The organism is Aestuariispira insulae, assembly GCF_003385955.1.
Classification (GTDB): domain Bacteria; phylum Pseudomonadota; class Alphaproteobacteria; order UBA8366; family Aestuariispiraceae; genus Aestuariispira; species Aestuariispira insulae.
Window position 1 is genome coordinate 53,945 of record NZ_QRDW01000013.1, and the last position, 18,361, is coordinate 72,305.

Here is an 18,361-nt window from a genome sequence, read left to right on the forward strand (position 1 = left end):
CAAACTCCCTCATCCGTATCGGCGTAGCAAAAAGAGAAAAAACGGTGCGCCCAGCAAGGTGGTCACGACCCCGACCGGCACCTCGCCCGGCGCCATGATCGTCCGGCCCAGCAAATCCGCACCAACTGTCAGTCCGGCCCCCAGCAGGGCCACCATAGCCAAATAGAATCGACCGTCCGGCCCGGCCAGGAAACGGGCCAGATGGGGGACCACCAGACCGACAAAACCGACAGGTCCCACGACACCGACCGCGCTGGCTGCCAACCCGGCGGCCACTGCCAACACCAGGCTGCGATAGGCCTGGACGGAAAGCCCAAAGGAGGCCGCCGCAGCATCGTCCAATTGCAACAGGCCAATCGGACGCCGCAGAAGGGGCAGGCAACCAAAAGCCAAAACCGTCCAGGGCAACAGATAAAGCAGATGCTGCCAGCCCCTCGCGTAAAGACTGCCGGACATCCACATCAAAAGGCTTTCCACCCGTGTGGACCCCCAGCCCGCCAGGATGCCAAGCGCCAGCGCATGCAATACCGCCCCCAACGCAATCCCCATTAAGGTGAGCCGCATGGGAGACAGGCCCCCTCTCATGGATAGCAGAAAGACCGCCAGGCCCGCGACCAGACCACCGGCACAGCCTACCAGCGACAGATACTCCACGGGAATGGCGAATAAGATGCTGCCATCTGTGCTGTCCCAATAAACGGTGATCAACAAGAAGATCATCACAGCGAGCGTCGCGCCCTGGGATACACCCAGGATCGTCGGATCGGCCAGAGGGTTTCTTGTCACCGCCTGCAGCAGGGCGCCGGACAGTGCGAAATGCAGCCCGATCACCATACCCGTCAGCACCCGGGGCAGGCGGATATGTGAGATAATCGTGTCCGTACGCCGATCGCCCTCTCCCATCAGGGCTGTCCAAACCTCACCGGCGGTTAGACCTGCCGCGCCGAGGAATACTGCCAGTGTCACCGCTGTTAGAAGACCGGCCAGCATCAGCCAGGGGCGCCAGGACCGCGCTGTTGTTTCATATTCACGCATCTTACCGGGCCTGCCGATAGATCAGGGCGATCAGCACCGGCCCACCAATCAGGGCGGTCAGCACTCCCACCGGCAATTCCCGGGGCGGGGCCAGGCTGCGGGCCAGGAGATCGGCCCCCAACAGCAAACAAGCGCCCAACGCCATTGCCATAATCAGGGACAACAACACATTGTTGGGTACCATCAGGCGGGCCAGATGGGGAATGCATAACCCGATAAAGCCAATCGGCCCGGCCACCGAGACAACCGCGCCGGCCAAACAGACCGAAAGCCCGACCAGGAGATAGCGCCATAGCCCGACATGTGCCCCCATGGCCTGGGCCGCATCATCCCCCAATGACATTAGGATCATCGGCCGAAGACAGCATAAAACCCCCAAAATGCCACCCACCCCCCAGGGCATGAGCATCCAGAAATGGTTCCAGCTGCGGCCCTGAAGACCGCCGGAGAGCCAGAAAAACAATGTGCCGGACTGGGAACCGCTTTCCAGCATCAACAGCGTGGTCAAAGCCGCCGCCAGGAAAGAAACCGTCACCCCTGCCAGGGCCAGGCGCATTGGGGATCTCCCGCCCTTTCCGCACAGGGCCAGCGTGATCAGGGCCGCGACTGCACCGCCTGCAAATCCGACAACCGGATAGAAAAGCGGCGAAACCGATGGGAAAAGGACAATACAGGCGACAATGAAAAGCGACGCACCTGCGGTCACCCCGGTCAGCGAGGGAGAGGCCAGCGGGTTCCGGGTGACCGATTGCAAAACAAATCCGGACGCGGCCAATGCGGCCCCCGCCAAGATCGCGATGCAAATACGGGGCAGGCGCAGTTTCCAGAGAATAATACTGGCCAGGCTGTCATCCGGCCTGGCCAGCACTGATATCACATCCGAAACCGGAATGGGCTGGGCCCCTGCCCCCAGGCTGATCACCGCCACCCCGGCCATGACGGCCAGGATGACGACGGTAACCGGCAGCGGCCCCCATATTAGAGGTCGGGCGGAAGGGCTATTCAACAGCCAGCCTCCCGGTAATCCGACGCTGGAAAAACTCAAATCCGGCCATTTGCAGAACCGCCGTTGCCGCCAATCCTATGGCCAGCCCCTGCCAGATGCCAACCGCACCACCCGCATTGGCGATACCCATGCCATAGGCCGCCGGCAGACCAATCAGCCAATAGCCCGCGATCGTGAACCAAAAGGATATCCCGGCCCGGCCCAAACCACGCATAGCCCCGACACCAATATTCTGCAAACAATCGAAAATCTGCAGATAGGCCGCCACAGCCATCAATTGGATCGCCAGTGTCAAAACAGCTGGATTTTGATCCCCGCTTTTCAACATGATCAAATGCACCGCCACATCGGGCCGGATCCAATAAGCGACCCCAATCACCATCATAAGGACGAGACCAACCAGGAAGCCGGTCCGTCCGGCTATGGCCAGGGATGCCGTTGATTTTCCACCGCGGGCCTCACTGATCCCGACCGATGTGGCATGCGACAGACCGATTGAGATCATGAAGATGATATAAATGATCTGATTGACCAGGGTATGGGCCGCCAGCGCCTCGGTGCCAATCATCCCCATCAAAAGGGCGACCACCACGAAGAAACCGGCTTCCGATCCATAAGAGGCCGCCGTCGGGAAGCCCAGTTTCAATAGCTTACGCATCGGATCGCCGATACCATCGGCAAAGGCGCGTGCGAGATGAATGGTCTTGGCTCGATGCACCAACAGTGCCATGGCAACAAAGGAGAACAGGAAAACCAGGCTGCTGGCAAAGGCAATCCCGGACAGCCCCAGCGGAGGCAGGCCGAACAAGCCCTTGATGAAGACATAGTTCAGCACGCCATTCACCAGCACGGAGACCAGGGTGATCGTGAGCAAAATGCCGGTCTGGCGTTCCCCCACCGAGATCCCCCGGTAACAATAGAACCAGAAACAAGGGAACATGCCCGGCGCCATCCACAGAAGATAGTCCGCCGTGGCACTGACCAAACCAGAATCCTGCCCGATCAGCAGCAGCAATTCCGGACCATAGACCATCATCATCCCCGCAATTAGCGCACAAAGGCTGGCAATCACCAATGCTGCCGCCAGGATATGATCACGGTGTTTTTCATCCTGAGCCACCAGGTTGGAGACCCCAACCACCATACCAAACCCCATGGTGCGCAGCAGATTGAACAGGAACATGGCCAGTCCGCCTGCGGCCAGTCCGCCCGCCCCAAGCCAGCCCATCATGATGACGTCGGTTGTGGAGATGGCCACCTGAGCCAGTTGGGTCAGTGCCAGAGGGGTCGCTAGCTGAACCACTCGCCTGCATTCCTGCCAGTAAGAAAGAACCACCGATATACCTTTCCGATGCGTGTCTGAAGATGCGGACATGGCGGAAGTTTCCCCCCGCCTCCGTTACATGCTGTCAGCTATTGGATTTCTGCGGGAATGATACCGGCCGCGATCTGGCGAACATCCGGTTTCGGGAAGGAGTCGGGATAGAGATAATGAGCCGCTTCCGCCAGAACCGCCTGGCGCGCAATCGGACCATGCGCCTCCACCCAGTGATCCTTCACATAGATCACCCGGTTGTTCTTCACCGCGTCCAACTGGGACCAGATCGGATTGGCTTCAAACGGACGGTCCGGGCCGTAATCATAAACAAAGATCACATCCGGATTTCCGGCCAGGATGGTTTCCAGGCTCATTTCAAAGGCGGTGTTGTCGGGAACATGCGGTGTCGGGTTATTGCCAGCGACATTCTCCCCCCCAAGCGCTGTGGCAATGGCGGCACTCATATTCTCGTTATAGAAAGCCCAGGGTGCTTCGCCGCCGCCCCAGATAAACAGGAAGGACGGCTTGTCCCCTGTTGGTGCCTTTTCAACATACGCGGCCAGATCTTCCGCGAATTTCGCGTTGAGCGCGCGGGCCTCTTTTCCCTTACCCATCAGCGTGCCCAATTGCTGGATCGAACGGTCACTGTCCGCATAGGTCTCCAGGCTGAAGGCGACAAAGGGGGCAATAGCCTCGAAACTGTTGGCATTGGCTTCCGTGTAGCGGCGCAGCGCTACGATCAGATCAGGCTTGGCATCCGCCAAGAGCTCCAGATTGGGGCTGGCGCGCTGGCCCAGTTTTTTGGCATCCGCGATCAATCCCAGCAGAAAATCCGGGTCGCGGTCTTCCAGCATGTAGGTTGAGGCAACCGGTTTAACCCCCAGCGCCAACGCTGTATCGGCAGCAAAATAGGAGACCGATGCGATGCGGTCGGTTTTTTCCACAGAGACCACGGCCCCACGGTCATCAATGACAGAAACCCCGTCCGCGTAACTGGCTGGAAGCCCGACCGTTGCCGCCAACCCAAGGAAAGACACCAAACCGAACAATCGCATTTTTCTCATTACAGCAATCCCATCTGTGAACCCGGCCGGACCGATCCTTAAGGGATCATCACCCGACCAACATTGAAAATGGCTGGAGTTTCCTCTGGCTACGGCGATTGCTATTGCAAATCATTCTCAGTGTCAACTGTCGAGTGATTGACTGACGAAAGAACAAGTCTTTGTTGTGATGAGGGCAAGACCAGAGGTATGGGAGGGCCCCGCTGACAAATGATAATGATCGTGCCGGTTAAAAAAATGGTCAGGCTGCGATGCATCTGACCAGGTGCCGTGATGAAGAGAGTGTTTTGGTATAAACTCAGTGATCGTGCTTGTTGGGGGTATAACCGCGCAGCCTATCATAGAGATCGATCTGATCTTCGGTGAGCAGATCTTTGGTTTGCAGATGGGTTTTCAAATGAACAAGACGAAGCCTTGTCCATAACTGGCCGATTTCCAAAATTGCCTGACTCAGATTATCCGGTTGGACCGTCTGCTCCGCAAAGAGAGCGTTCAGCTTGCCTTCGGCCCGAATGATTTCATGACCAATATCAGAGGCCTCTTTCTGCATTGCGGAATGAAGTTCTTTCAAACTGTCGATTTGTTTCGCTGTCAGACTCATCGCTTCCGGCGCATCAAGAAGATGGCGCGGCCCAGGGTAATGGTTCAACTCTGCCGCCTTGGCCAGGCCCATACCAGCCCCGGATTTCAACCCCTCTATCTCATGTGGCGACAAGGATTTGATCTGGCGATTTTGATGTCCCGCATAGGGTTGGTCATTCGCCATTACCGTTGCGCTTCCGGTCAGCAGAAATGCCAGACAATAGAGGATACGGGAAAGTGGTTTCATATCATGCCCTCCAATAATTCCTAATTGGAAGGCCATTTCTAACGCAATGAATGGACACCACCATATGATTGTAATCATACAGAGGGTAAGAAAACCGACATACCCTGGCGATCAATCACCCCTTTGCGTTGCAGTTTTGCCAAAGTCCGATAAAGGGTCTCATGAGTCAGCCACAATTCGCCGGCAAGGTCCTTAACATCCTTGGGAATAGTGAAAATCCCGGTCTGCTGATCGCATTCCAGCCGGAAAAAAGCCATGATCCGCTCTTCGGCATTCCTGATCTGAACCAGTTCCAACTTTGTTCGCACCCCAATCACCTGCCGGGCCAGATTTGCCATATAGCCCGTCATCACTGCCGGGTTTTCAGCAAAATACCGCAGCATCTCGTCCTTATCGTGACAAACAATCCTGGCGGCATGTGCCGCCACCGCCTCACAATGATAATGATCGGAAAACAGCGACGCTTCCGCCAACATGTCCCCCGCCCCCGCCCGATGGACAATCTGGCGATGGCCGTCATAACCATTCCGGACAAGATAAATGCTGCCCTCCAGGATCGAATAGGGTCCCGTTGAAGGCTGCCCCTGATTGAACAGGATTCCCCCTTTTCGCAGGGTGATCACCCGATCTCCGGCAAGCTCAATGGTTTTTGTCATCACACCATCTCCCTGTCCGAGGCCAGTTAGCTAGAGGGTCAGCCCCAGGAAGGTGCCGCCATTTCTTTTGGTGACTTCACGCATCAGGGTCGGGAAGCGGTTGGTCGAATGTTTCGACAGGAAGGCGACACCATGGATCTTGGCAAGCCGGGTTCCATCGGGTTTGCGTTTGTTCAGTTGGTCAATCTCCTTCACCACCCGGTCATAGGATGAACCGGTGAAATCATCGCCAAACACATAAATCGACAGATTGATATCTGGACGCGCATATTTTTTCAGCGCCACTTCAATCCCTTCCACAGGACTGCTGTTGGAGGAACTGTTCCAACCTTTAAACAGGTTCATGACGCTCTTCCGGCGCGCCGGCGTATCCGGAATCCATTTGCCCGCATAGCCCGATATCATGTGCAATCCGTTATCGTTCATGATCTGGAACCCTTTGATCTCGGGATGGATCTTGATGACATTCACCACTTCCTTGGTCACCCGGCCCCAGATTTCCTTCATGCTGCCTGACGTATCGACAATGAAGATCACATAGTCGCTATCGACGGGGATGCCGCCCACCTCTTCATCACGCTCGCTCGCCCTGCCGGGTGTGATCGTTGCCCGTTTCAGCGATTCCTGGACCAGTTGCAGCCCCTCCAGATCCTGCTGTAATTTGGCGCCCTGCTTCCGCTCGGTCTCCCGCTTCTGGGCTTGGATCTCCGCCTTCTCCGACAGCGCCTCCGCCTCGCGCGACGCACTGGCCAGAGTCTGTTGTAACTGCTGCAATTCCTCCGACAGGCTCTTGTTCCGGTTTTCCAGCTCCAATACCTGGCTGAGCAACGGGGCGATCTCCTCATTTGGCCCCTGTTCCGGGGCGATCTGATATTTCGAGATCAAGACCAATAGCACCACTGCCCCAAAGCCGCAGGAAATCACGTCCAGGAAGGACATGTTGAAGATTTCAAAAGCCCGGCGAGAACGTTTCATGGCCAATTGATTGCCGGACTGATCAGCAACCCTCCTGTCTGGGCACTCCAGAGCCAAAACTCCGGTGCCGCCTGCGGATCCCCCTCCAGGGGCAACAGCACCACATTGGTCGGCGTTTTCAGTGGGGCGCTGTCCTTGACAGATTGACGGAAAAGCTTGACCCGGCAGTCCCCTGATATCGTGCTGCCACCCCCGGTAATGGAGTTGCATTTGGCAAAGGGGTTCAGGCTCTTGTAACTGGAACGCCCTTCTGTCGGCAGGCCGTCCGTCACCAGATAGATATTGCTTGGCCTTTCCTTTTGCACGAAATCCAGGGCTTTTTGCAGATTGGTCGGTCCCGTCGGCACAACCTGTTCCAAATCACCCAACAAACCGTTCAAATTGTTGCTATCGCGTGCATTGATCCAGGCCGCCCCGCCCAGAAAACGTACCTTGTCGTTGAACGTGATCACAGAAACCTGTGCCGTTTTAGGCAAGCGGCTCAACAGCCATTTGGCCACCCGCTTGGTCCGCTGCCATTTTGGCCCCTGCTGTTTAACTTGGTCCGACTGGCTTTTCCGCTGGATGATATCAATCAGCTTTTCATCGGTCATGGAGGCACTGGCATCAATCAAAATGGCGATCTTGCGCCCGTCGACCTTGAGGCCCATCAGGTAATTTTCCTCGCCGCCCCTCTGATCCTCAATTACATCATCCGCTTTTGCTGGCGGTGCCTCTTCAATCTGCTTGATCAAATTCTGGATCTTGCCGCTTTGGTTTTCGTTGGCACTGGCCAGTTTTTCCGTCGCCGCTCGAACCGCCTCGATCTGTTCGCGGATATCGGATGTCTGCGCGTTCAGGGCATCCAAGGTGGTTTGCGCGTCCGCCGTTGCCCCTTTCAGATCCTGTTCCTTCTGGGTCAGGGTCTCGATCTCTTTTTTTAGCGCATCAATTTCGGTGGGGCTTTGTGCCACATCCTCCTTGGCCAGCATAAAAATGAGAATAACCGCCCCAAGCCCGCAGGACATCACATCCAGGAAGGCGAGGTTGAAACTCTCGATTTTTCGGTTCGGTTTCAGTGTGATGCTACCTTGCTGATGCGGTTGAGCAGGAAGCTTTCGCAATAGGCCTGGGTGCGGACGATTACATCATCCTGCAGCCTTTGGAGGCCGTGGAGCAGCAGCATCAAAATGATGCTGACGATCAGCGCTACCAATGTCGAGTTGAAGGCAACCCCCAGACTGTCGGTCATGCCCGCGATATCCCCGGCCAAGGCCAGATCCGCCTGGGACAGGGCCTGGCCGATCCCGCGCACGGTGCCGATAAAGCCGATTGAGGGAATGGCCCAGATCAGATAGCGGATCATTGAATTTTCCGATTCCAGCCGGATGGCCAAAGCTTCAACCCCGGATTCAATGGCGTCAGAAGTATTTTGTACGTCCCGGGTGATCAAAAACCGCCGCAGACTGGTCAGCAGGGTCTGCACCAAAGGGGTTTCCCTGGTGTCGTCATCCAGGGCCTCCAGCTGTGCCAGCACCTGCTTCATATCCTGATTTTCATCATCCGATGCCAGCAAATCGACCTTGTACATGTAACGGTGCCGGGCGATGGAGAGGGATTTCATCACAATAAGGCAGGCCGCCCAAAGGCCCAGCGCGATACAAATCTCCTGCTCCAGATCCTTGAGGATCACCACCAGTTCCCGGGGTGCGGATTTACCGGCTGCCGCCGCCGCCGTGAGGACCGCATCCGCTTCCGGCAGAATGTAACCCAGATACAGGAAATGCACCGCAATGACGATCACCGCCAGCAAAACCAGGTTTTTGATGAGCGCAAACATGATCAGATATCCACAGGGAAGGAGACGGGGGAATTCAGGCTGATGGAGCCGGTCTGACTGTAGGCCGCAAGCCCGATCAGCGAAACCGCGACCGCAATAAGAATGGCCAGCCGCCGCAACCATCCCTGCGTTAGAAACTTAATTCGCATGACTTCCTCCAATCAAATAACGCGCCACCCGGAAACCAATATCATCGCGCCCCTGGACGGCCCCATCCCGATAGGCCGGACGCAGTTTTGTCCGAGTACCCGATTTATAGCTGGCACCTTTATAGATATGGCTTTCGCCACTGGTCGGCCCCATCGGATCGACAAATCGATCGCCGGGTCGAGGCGGGCTCAATGAATAATAATCATGCACCCATTCGCTAACATTGCCCGCCAGGTCAAACAGGCCCGATGGTTCCACGGCAAAACTGCCGACGGGGGCGGTAACCGCAAATCCATCGGTATAGCGGGGCACATAGGTCGGCACTGTTCCGCGCGCGCTTTCATCCGCAATATTACCCACACCGGCCGGGATTGTTGTTGCATCCCCCCAGGAAAAGATCGTCTGCTTTTTCCGGTTTGCCTTACGCGCCAACCATTCCCATTCCGCCTCAGTCAAAAGGCGGTAGCCATCCGCCTTGGGATCAAATCCCTGGTAACGGCCATTCCGGATCCGGTAGACCGGGGACAGGTTCTCCTCACCACTTAGCCAATTGGCATATTCCGCCGCCTCCAGCCAGCTAACCGACGTGACCGGCAGGTTCTCATTGGCTGCCTTCGGGGGTTTGCGAAAATGGGCATATTGGCCGATGCTGACCTCGTGAAGACTGGCATAAAACGGTTTTGTCAGTTGTACATCACGCAGGAATTCGTTCGCACGCTGTCCTGGCTCGGACCGGGGCGCCCCCATCGTAAAACTGTCCGGGTGAAACAGTTTCATCGTCTGTCCGCCTGCATTGACATATTGAGCCGGCGCTTCCGCCAGGCGGGCCGCGTGTTCCGGCAACAGGGTTTCCTCAATCAAAGTGGGCGCATTGGCCGACAGCGCAACCTTAACTTCCTTGCTGCGATAGCCCTTTTTGCGCAGGGTCACGGTATAGCGCTTTTCCAGCAGATCAAGATCCAGCGGGGTCTGGCCCCGGGGCTTGTCGTTCACAAACACCTCCGCCACCGGCGTCGCCCGGACCTTCAGGCGGGCGGTCTGAGCCTCAAGAGAGATGGATAGCGTTTTATGCTCATCCTCCTTCAGGGTGAAGGTAGATTGATGCTCCCGATAACCCGGCAGGGAATAATGAATGTCATGCTGCTTGCCTGACGCCAGGTCGATGCGCTGTCCCGCGGGCTGCTTCTTACCGTCGATCAGCAGAAACCCGCCTTTGGGCCGGACATTCACGGTGACGGCTGCGCTCTTCGGCAGCATGCGATATTCACGCGCCACAAATTCATCCCGGTTGGTCATCTCCACCTGATCCCGGATCGGCTGATAGCCTTTGCGTTCAATCAGGATTTCATGCAGTCCGGCAGCCATCTGGGTCTCCAGCGGCGTATCGCCGATATAGAGACCGTTGACGATCACCTGAGCGCCATCTTCTTCGGTTTCGACCGAAAACCACGGGCGATGGGGCTCCATTTTCGGCTCAAAAACAAGATCCTCACCCGGTCCCAGTGTCAAAGAAACCTCTTCCGGCCGGAAATAGGGATGATCCATCTTCAACTGATAGGTGCCGGGCCGCACCTCATGCACCAACTGGGCACCGATCTCCAGGATCGCGCCATCCAGATACCATTTTGTCTCCGCATGTGCGGGGGTGGGTGCCGCCGCAATCCGTGCCGGCAATGGTTCGAGCACGACCTCAAGGCTTTTGCCTTCCAGGTCTTCCGGCACTTGTGTGGTCAGCGGTTTATAGTGCGGGGCTGTGAAAGAAACGGTCGGGTTCCGGGTCAGGGCATAGAGCTTATCTTGAAAAATGAAGGCTGTCCCCGCGACAACACTGACTTCCGTTTGCGGTGCGATTGCAACCGGCCGGATCACAAAGGCGGTCCCCTTTGACACCGCCAGGAAAGCACCCAGCGCCGCGACAAACAGAATAACCGATATCATCCCCGCCAGGATGGTAATCTTCTGTCTTCGCCGGGCTGCGGCTAGCTGCTGGTCAAATGGGTTCATCGCAAATCACCGTTATCGCGCTGTCGCTGGCGGCGGCGGGGATTTTCAACTCGACCCGTTTGGATTTGAAACCCTGACGGCGGCCTTCAAAAACATAGCTCCCCGGTTTTAGGTTGATTTCGCGCGACGTGGTTTTCCCCACCTTACCAACTCCCACAACGATGATATCCGTCAGGTTATCGGATGTAACCAAGACCGGAATTTCCCTCTGATATTTGCCAACAAGATCTTCCAGCAGAATCGCCATATCCCGCAGACGCGGAGAAAACGGCGCCACAATGCTGGCATCAAACAACGCCTTTTCCGCCTGGTCGCGCACTTTTGCCGATGACAGCCGTTCTTCCTGGGTTATCAGCTGTTCCAGAGCGCGGCTGGAATCATTGATCTTGCCAGCCAGTTGCAGCCCTTCCAGAACATCTTTGTTATTCGGGTTTTCTGACTTTACCGCGGCCAGAGCATCATAGGCGCTCTGCCAGTCATCCTTACCGGAGGAACTTTCATAATTCGCCAATGCCGCCTCCAGCCGGAGCTGTTTTTCCAGCGCGGTAATCTTGGCGCCGAGCAAGTTGATTTCCGGGCTGTCCGGCTTCAACTGCGCCGCCTGCGCCAGTCTGTCCCGGGCTGTCCGGGCATCACGCCTTTCAACGGCCGCGAGGCCGTTGCTGATATGGGCAGCAAACCGCTGGTCACGGAGGATCTTCACAACATCTTCCAGCCGGTTCGACTGTTCATGCCGATCCGGATCCAATTCGAGAACCGCCTGCAGGAGGGCTGCCTCCTTTTCAAGCTTGTTTTCAATCCGCGCGATTTCCGCTTGATTGATCAGGTCCAGAATTTCCGGCAGCGTTTCAATTTTCTGCGCCAACGCAGAAGCTTCAGGGGAATGGGGATAGATCTGCAACGCCTTGCCAATCATCAAAGCCGCTTTTTCATAGGCGTCTTCGCGATAGGCATCAAAGGCCTGCTGAAAAGCACTGACAAAGGCGTCCTTTTGTGCGGCCATCAGGGTTTCAGCCTGTTTGGAGGCTGCTGCCAACTGGGTCAGGGCGGGCTTATATTCACCGCGCCCAAACCGATCCAGCGCCTGTTTCTTACCCTTGGACACAGCCTCATACCCGGCCGGATCCCAGCGGGCCAGCCCTGACTGTTCCATGGCTGGTTCGATCTCGTCATTGAACCGTGCCAGCGCGGTTTTGAATGCCTCCCGGTCGGCTTCATTGTCGGCAGCGGTATTCTGTCCGCTTGCGGAGGGTGTGTTTTCGACCCCTGACGGCGCAACGCCACCGGTCGCGGGAGACGTGACTTCCGCCGCCACAGATTGGCTTGCATCTTCCGGGGCCTGTGGCCACAGGGTTGCAACAATCAAGACAGCAGAAACCAGGAAAAGGAAAGCAGCCCCGATCACAACCATCTTATAGGTGTTGGACGTGCTCTCCTTGCGGGCGGATTTTAACTTTTCTTCAAGCATAAACAGAAACCGGACATGTTAGAGGGCGACATCCGGTGTCTGTTCCTGGGCGAAAATCTCTTTGAGGAAAGCGCGCCACTGCTGGAACTGCTCTTTGGCATTCCCGGTCAGTTCCGCGGTTTTATTCTCAAACTCCACCACCTGGGGCGCGATCTCCACATCCATGGATTTGCCCAATTCATTCAGGGCGTCCCGATGAACCTTGGCTTCTTCGCTGGTCTGGAAACCGTCGGCCAGCAAGGCCGCGCCGCCAACACCGCCGAGGATCGCCCCGGCGGTGCCCAGGGTCTGCCGACCGGAATTGCCGGAATTGCTGCCTGCAACGGCTGCGGCAATGCCAAGACCGATTAACAGGATACCGCCAATCTTTTTATTCATGGCTTCCTGTTCAGCCTCTTCCCGGGCAACGGCTTCCTGCAGGGCCTGTTCCTGCCAGATTGTATAGCTATCCTGCATCTGGGCGGAGAAATTTTGGTAGGTGGTCTGCAGGCCATCAACATAGAGCTGATCACGGACACGGATGGCCCGAACACGATTGAGCATGGGATCCTCGTCGCTGGGCAGCGCGACAACTTCAAATCTGCCGTTATCCTGTTTCAGATATTGCGCAAAGCTTTCTTCCGAGAAACTTGCACCGAAACGGACCTCAGTCAGTTTCTGCAGATCCTCAAGTCTCTTGGCACGAAGATCCTCCAGCTCTTCCACAATATCCGCCGCCGCTTCCTGGAAAGCGGGCTCGTAAGGGTCCTTCCCCTCATTACGGATATTGCCGTGGAAAGCCTCGCTCACCTCATGCTCATAATCTTCCGAAAACCATGATTTTCCAGCGACATCAACCACCTTGAGATCAAACTCAACATCCTTGCCGGTGGATTTCACGATTTTGCCGAGAATATAAAGATCGCCGGTGGCATTGGCATCCGGGGTCACACGCACCGCGCCAAACTGTTCGGTTTCCTCAAGCGCCTTTTTCATATGCATGGCGAAACGGACCGATTCCGCACGGCGCAGCTCCGGCCATACGAACTCTTCCTTATGCTTTTTCTCGTCTTCGGGAATGCCGGGGTCAAAAACAGGGATGATCACATCCAGTTTCGGGCGCGGCGTGCCCGGCGGATCTTCCGGTTCAAAGAAACTACCGGAAAAAAGTGGCCCCACGCTGGAACCGCCACCGGAACCAGGATTGGAGCTAACACAGCCGGACAGTGCAAAAACGAAGCATGTCACATAGGTAATAAGGCGTTTGATCATTTTTTCCCCCGAAAAGCCGATGGGCCATCATCTATCGTCAATTGACCTGCGGCAATCCTTTATATTTTCGGTATTCATTCCACAAACGTTTTTGCACGACCGGATCCGTTTCGGCCTCTGCCGCCTTTCGGATCTGCGCCTCCAGCACACTATCATTATCCGCAGATGGAATATCATCGGGAATCTTGCCATTGGCCAGCACCTTTTGCCGTTGCCCGGCGCCCTCGCCATCCCCGGAACCACCGTCCGTGGTATTGCCCACAGTTACGGTCGGCATCTGTTCCGTTCCGGCCATATCCCCGGCAACACTGGGAACCGTATGATTTCCCTGTCCACCTGACGCGGCCTGCTGAGAATCCTCCATGGCGCTGGGATCTGCTTCCTCAGAACGATCAGACGTTTCCGTTCCCGCCATGTCGCTGCTGGGGGTGGACGCAACGTTTTTTACAGCATTCGCCGCCTGTTCGGCCGCACTGCCTTCCATGCCCTGGGCGTCGCTGCTGTTTTTCCCTTTTGCCTCGGCACTTTCGGAAGCGGCCTGCTGCCCCTCAGCATCGGACGCCTCTTCCCCAGCGGTATTTCCGCTAGAATCCTGGGTAGAATCTTGGGCCGTATCCTGGGGTTCTTCCGGCTTGCTGAAATCTTCCTGACAGGCATCATAGCGGTTAAGGGAATCAAACAGGGCGGCATCCATCTGCGCCGTGATTTCATCCTTGGTTAAATCACCTTGTTTTTCATAATTTATGCTGGCTTGGCCGCAATCCAGGCTGGCACCGGAAGTGGCAGGCATATCAGCCCCTTGTGCCAAAGCACTGCCCGCAAGGAATGTGATCCCCAAAAATGCACCAAGACTATTCATCCAAATCATCAATCCTAAACTCCCGGCCCCATAACCCCTTATCAAAGCTCAATAGAGCATATCGAAATCTCCGCCGCAAAGGGCCTATGAAAGGACTGGCAGATATTTTAGTCCAAAGAAGGCGCCAACCCAAATCCCGGAAAGCCCCTGGCACAATCAAGTCCGAAGAACGAAACAATCAGCAACGGTCTAGAGCGCAAGAAACACCACAATATTGTTTTTTGTGAGGCGCGCTTCAGATGGCGCATGATCCAGTGAGATAGCCATCGGCCGATCCGGCACTCTCTCAAGCCTCCGCCGCCGGAAAACTGGATGACCGCCACGACTCATCCAGCAGATATCGATGCCTGTCAGAAAAGCGTCACATTTTCATAACCAGATTGATATCCGGCTAACCGAACGTTGATGCAAAGAGATCTATCGATGTTCGGAGTAAACACGCATGTCTGCCATTTCTGTCCAGGCGCTTTCAAAAACTTTCAGCGGTAATGCCAAAGCCCTGAAAGAAATCAGCCTTACGATTGAGGAAGGTGAGATGGTGGCCCTGATCGGTGCATCCGGCTCCGGCAAGTCCACCTTGATCCGCCATGTCGCGGGCCTGGTGTCCGGCGACCGGTCCAGCGGTGAGATCCGCGTTCATGGGAATTTGATCCAGCGTTCGGGCCGAATTCCGCGGAAGGTTCGCCAGCATCGCCGCCATATCGGTGTTGTCTTCCAGCAATTCAACCTGATCGGCCGATTGAGTGTTCTGACCAATGTTCTAATGGGTGTGCTGGGGACCGCTCCCGCCTTCCGGACAATTTTCGGTATCTTCACCAAATCTGAGAAACGAAGTGCCCTGCAAGCGTTAGAGCGTGTCGGCATTGAAAGCCACGCCGATAAACGCGCGGATAAGCTTTCCGGCGGCCAGCAACAACGTGCGGCCATTGCCCGCACCATTGTCCAGGGCGCCAGGGTCATCCTCGCCGATGAACCGATTGCCTCCCTGGACCCGGCGTCTTCCCGTAAGGTCATGGATAATCTGAGCCGGGTCAACCGGGACGACAATGTCACGGTGCTGGTTTCCCTGCACCAGGTTGATTACGCAATTCAATATTGCCCGCGCACCATTGCCATGCGCGATGGCCAAATCGTCTTTGACGGCGCCAGTGACAAATTGACTCCGGCCTTTCTGCAAGAGCTTTACGGCGCCGAAAGCGTCAAACTTACCAATGAAGAGAAGCAGCGAGAAACCTTCGCGGAAGCTGAGGTTAAACCTGTCAACACACCGGAAACGCCTCATGGCCTGCCAGTGGGGGCACAGGCCAAGACCGTCACACCGGAAACCCAATTCGTCCAATAAAATCTGATCAACGGAGAATGTAAGATGTTCCGCAAATTCGCGACGGCTGCCGTTCTGGCCGCCACCACCCTGTCTTCCGCCGCCCTGGCGGAATTCAAACCGCTGGAAGAAGATCCGAAGGAAATCAACTTCGGTATCATTTCCACCGAATCCACCTCCAACCTCAAGGCCCAGTGGGTTCCGTTGATGAAGGACATGGAAAAAGCGCTTGGCATGAAAGTGAATGCTTTCTTCGCTCCCGATTATGCCGGCATCATCGAAGGCATGCGTTTTGGCAAGGTCCATGTTGCCTGGTTCGGCAATAAATCCGGCATGGAAGCCGTTGACCGTGCCGGTGGCGAGGTGTTCGTTCAGACCTCCAAAGCCGACGGCAGCCAGGGCTATTATTCCCATATCATCACCCAGGCGGATAACGACAATATCAATTCGCTGGAAGATATCTTCAAATGCGACAAGAGCCTGAATTTCGGTATCGGTGACCCGAACTCCACCTCCGGCTTTTTGGTACCGTCCTACTATGTCTTCGCCAAGAATAACGTTGATCCGAAATCCTGTTTCAAGACCGTGCGTAACGCCAACCATGAAACCAACCTGATGGCAACCGCCAACAAACAGGTCGATGTTGCCGCCAACAATTCTGAACAGATCGGCCGTTCCAAAATCAAAGCGCCGGATGCCGCCGCCAAAATCAAAGTTATCTGGACCTCGCCGAAGATCCCGTCCGACCCGATGGTTTACCGTAAGGATCTGTCCAAAGAGCTGAAATCCAAAATCAAAGGTTTCTTCCTGAGCTATGGCCGTTTCGGTGACGTGGAAGCTGCCAAGAAAGTTCTGGCCGGTATTTCCGATGGCCAGGGCCTGTTCATGGAAAGCAACAACACCCAGCTCTATCCGATCCGCCAGTTGGCCCTGTTCAAAGACAAGCTGAAAATCCAGGGCAGCGAAGGCGCCAGCGACAGTGCGAAAGCTGAAAAAATCCAGCTGATCGACAAGAAGCTGTCCGAGTTGGATATCCTGGTTGCAAATCAGTAACCCAGCCTGAATGTGACATGCCGCCCGGTCTTCGGGCGGCATGTTTTCTTGATGCAATAACCGAAACCGTGAAGAGTTAAGCCAATGTCCCAGGCATTAAAGATCTCCGACCTGACACTGCCAAAGGCCCACAAACGATCAATCATGAATATTATCGGTTGGGGGATCCTGCTGGCTCTGCTGGCATGGTCCTGGGAAGGCGCGGACATGCGCCCCATGGCATTGATCGACGACGCCGAAAACATGTCGCAATTCGCCGCCAGTTTCTTCCCCCCGGATTTTACCGAGTGGGAGATGTATCTGGAAGAAATCATCATCACCATCCAGATTGCGATCTGGGGTACGGTCCTGGCCGTTGTGATGTCCGTGCCTTTTGGCATTCTCTCTTCCGAAAATATCGTTCCCTGGTGGATCTGCCAGCCGACCAGACGGCTGATGGATGCCGCCCGCGCAATCAATGAGATGGTTTTTGCCATGTTGTTTGTGGTCGCCGTCGGACTGGGGCCCTTTGCCGGGGTTCTCGCGCTCTGGATCCATACCACAGGCATTCTGGCAAAGCTGTTTTCCGAAGCGGTTGAAGCGATTGACCCGCGCCCGGTGGAAGGCATCCGCGCCACCGGCGCCAATGCGCTGCATGAAGTCATCTTCGGGGTCATTCCGCAGGTGCTGCCGCTCTGGATCTCCTTTTCGCTTTACCGGTTTGAATCCAACGTGCGTTCCGCCACGGTTCTGGGTATCGTCGGTGCCGGTGGCATCGGCATGCTGTTATGGGAATATATCCGAGGGTTCTATTATGCGGAAACCGCGGCAGTTATCCTGATGATTGTCGCAACCGTCAGCCTGCTCGACATGCTCTCCCAGCGGCTGCGCAAAATGGTCACCTGACCGGCATGAAACGCCTGTCCCCCCAGCCCACGATAGATCCAACCGCCCTGGTCCAGGAGAGCGAGCTCGGCGCCTGGACCGAGGTTGGCGCCCGCACCAAGGTCTCCAGCAGCCGCATGGGCGATTATTCCTATATCGTCAATGATGGTGACATGATCTATGCCGATATCGGGAAATTCGCCAATATCGCGGCTCATGTCAGGATCAATCCCGGCCAGCATCCCATGGATCGGGCGAGCCAGCATCACTTCCAATATCGCAGCGCCGCTTATGATCTCGGTGAGGACGATATCGAGTTTTTCGAATGGCGCCGATCCAAGCCGGTAAAAATGGGTCATGACGTCTGGATCGGTCATGGCGCCGTCATCATGGGGCCTGTCACGATCGGTACCGGTGCCGTAATCGGCGCCGGCAGCATTGTTACCCGCGATGTTCCCGATTACACCATTGTGGCAGGGGTTCCCGCCAAACCACTGCGCCAGCGATTTGAGCTGAATTTGCAAAGGGCGTTGTTCCGGATTGCATGGTGGAATTGGTCACATGAGACCTACCGGGAACGTCTGCAGGATTTCCGGAAACTCGATTGCTGGGAGTTTTGCCTGAAATATGATCCGGGCGTCTAATTCAATGGATCTGTCTATAAAACCGGGTGTCTCTGCGGGAGGAAA

At 56.0% G+C, this 18,361-nt stretch carries 18 protein-coding genes; 4 read left to right on the plus strand and 14 right to left on the minus strand.

Going from position 1 to position 18,361, the window contains the following annotated elements; translation table 11 throughout:
- Positions 1 to 9: 9 nt before the first annotated feature.
- From DFP90_RS20175 to DFP90_RS20235, 14 genes are all read right to left on the minus strand, one after another.
- A complete protein-coding gene (locus DFP90_RS20175; RefSeq protein ID WP_218044757.1) occupies positions 10 to 1,035 on the minus strand; it encodes a FecCD family ABC transporter permease in 1,026 nt (341 codons plus the stop codon).
- Between the two features lies 1 nt (position 1,036).
- Positions 1,037 to 2,041 (minus strand): FecCD family ABC transporter permease, encoded by a 1,005-nt coding sequence (locus DFP90_RS20180; RefSeq protein ID WP_218044758.1) that lies wholly within the window; start codon positions 2,039 to 2,041, stop codon positions 1,037 to 1,039.
- Positions 2,034 to 3,416, minus strand: a complete 1,383-nt coding sequence (locus DFP90_RS20185; protein WP_115938855.1) for an MATE family efflux transporter — start codon at positions 3,414 to 3,416, stop codon at positions 2,034 to 2,036. The genes DFP90_RS20180 and DFP90_RS20185 overlap by 8 nt, the downstream gene beginning before the upstream one ends.
- Positions 3,417 to 3,454: 38 nt before the next feature.
- Positions 3,455 to 4,423: an ABC transporter substrate-binding protein gene (locus DFP90_RS20190; RefSeq protein ID WP_115938857.1), complete on the minus strand. Its 969-nt coding sequence runs from the start codon at positions 4,421 to 4,423 to the stop codon at positions 3,455 to 3,457.
- A 298-nt stretch (positions 4,424 to 4,721) separates the two neighbouring features.
- Positions 4,722 to 5,252, minus strand: coding sequence for a hypothetical protein (locus DFP90_RS20195; protein WP_115938859.1), 531 nt, complete (start codon positions 5,250 to 5,252; stop codon positions 4,722 to 4,724).
- Positions 5,253 to 5,326: 74 nt separating this feature from the next.
- Entirely contained in the window at positions 5,327 to 5,908 is a 582-nt protein-coding gene (locus tag DFP90_RS20200; protein ID WP_115938861.1) for a Crp/Fnr family transcriptional regulator, read from the minus strand.
- Positions 5,909 to 5,938: 30 nt separating this feature from the next.
- Positions 5,939 to 6,883 (minus strand): vWA domain-containing protein, encoded by a 945-nt coding sequence (locus tag DFP90_RS20205; protein ID WP_115938863.1) that lies wholly within the window; start codon positions 6,881 to 6,883, stop codon positions 5,939 to 5,941.
- On the minus strand, positions 6,880 to 7,854 hold the full coding sequence (locus tag DFP90_RS20210; RefSeq protein ID WP_218044759.1) for a vWA domain-containing protein: 975 nt from the start codon (positions 7,852 to 7,854) through the stop codon (positions 6,880 to 6,882). Before DFP90_RS20210 ends, DFP90_RS20205 begins: the two co-directional genes overlap by 4 nt.
- 83 nt (positions 7,855 to 7,937) lie before the next feature.
- On the minus strand, positions 7,938 to 8,702 hold the full coding sequence (locus tag DFP90_RS20215; protein ID WP_115938867.1) for a MotA/TolQ/ExbB proton channel family protein: 765 nt from the start codon (positions 8,700 to 8,702) through the stop codon (positions 7,938 to 7,940).
- Between the two features lie 2 nt (positions 8,703 to 8,704).
- On the minus strand, positions 8,705 to 8,851 hold the full coding sequence (locus tag DFP90_RS22985) for a hypothetical protein (protein WP_181905479.1): 147 nt from the start codon (positions 8,849 to 8,851) through the stop codon (positions 8,705 to 8,707).
- Complete coding sequence (locus tag DFP90_RS20220) at positions 8,841 to 10,856, minus strand: SUMF1/EgtB/PvdO family nonheme iron enzyme (RefSeq protein ID WP_115938869.1); 2,016 nt, start codon at positions 10,854 to 10,856, stop codon at positions 8,841 to 8,843. The genes DFP90_RS22985 and DFP90_RS20220 overlap by 11 nt, the downstream gene beginning before the upstream one ends.
- Complete coding sequence (locus DFP90_RS20225; RefSeq protein ID WP_115938871.1) at positions 10,843 to 12,324, minus strand: tetratricopeptide repeat protein; 1,482 nt, start codon at positions 12,322 to 12,324, stop codon at positions 10,843 to 10,845. The genes DFP90_RS20220 and DFP90_RS20225 overlap by 14 nt, the downstream gene beginning before the upstream one ends.
- A gap of 18 nt (positions 12,325 to 12,342) precedes the next feature.
- Positions 12,343 to 13,575 carry a hypothetical protein gene (locus DFP90_RS20230; protein WP_115938873.1) on the minus strand — a complete coding sequence of 411 codons (1,233 nt, stop codon included), beginning with the start codon at positions 13,573 to 13,575 and terminating at the stop codon, positions 12,343 to 12,345.
- A 37-nt stretch (positions 13,576 to 13,612) separates the two neighbouring features.
- The gene (locus DFP90_RS20235) at positions 13,613 to 14,434 is read right to left on the minus strand and encodes a hypothetical protein (protein ID WP_147301075.1); all 822 of its coding nucleotides are present in this window, start codon (positions 14,432 to 14,434) and stop codon (positions 13,613 to 13,615) included.
- A 442-nt stretch (positions 14,435 to 14,876) separates the two neighbouring features.
- Here DFP90_RS20235 and phnC point away from each other — a divergent pair, with 442 nt between their 5' ends.
- From phnC to DFP90_RS20255, 4 genes are all read left to right on the plus strand, one after another.
- Positions 14,877 to 15,776, plus strand: coding sequence for a phosphonate ABC transporter ATP-binding protein (gene phnC, locus DFP90_RS20240; protein ID WP_115938877.1), 900 nt, complete (start codon positions 14,877 to 14,879; stop codon positions 15,774 to 15,776).
- 24 nt (positions 15,777 to 15,800) lie between these two features.
- Positions 15,801 to 16,808 (plus strand): phosphonate ABC transporter substrate-binding protein, encoded by a 1,008-nt coding sequence (gene phnD, locus DFP90_RS20245; protein WP_115938879.1) that lies wholly within the window; start codon positions 15,801 to 15,803, stop codon positions 16,806 to 16,808.
- Positions 16,809 to 16,892: 84 nt separating this feature from the next.
- Positions 16,893 to 17,693, plus strand: coding sequence for a phosphonate ABC transporter, permease protein PhnE (gene phnE / locus DFP90_RS20250; RefSeq protein WP_115938881.1), 801 nt, complete (start codon positions 16,893 to 16,895; stop codon positions 17,691 to 17,693).
- A 5-nt stretch (positions 17,694 to 17,698) separates the two neighbouring features.
- The gene (locus DFP90_RS20255) at positions 17,699 to 18,316 is read left to right on the plus strand and encodes a DapH/DapD/GlmU-related protein (RefSeq protein WP_115938883.1); all 618 of its coding nucleotides are present in this window, start codon (positions 17,699 to 17,701) and stop codon (positions 18,314 to 18,316) included.
- The last annotated feature ends 45 nt before the right edge of the window (positions 18,317 to 18,361 follow it).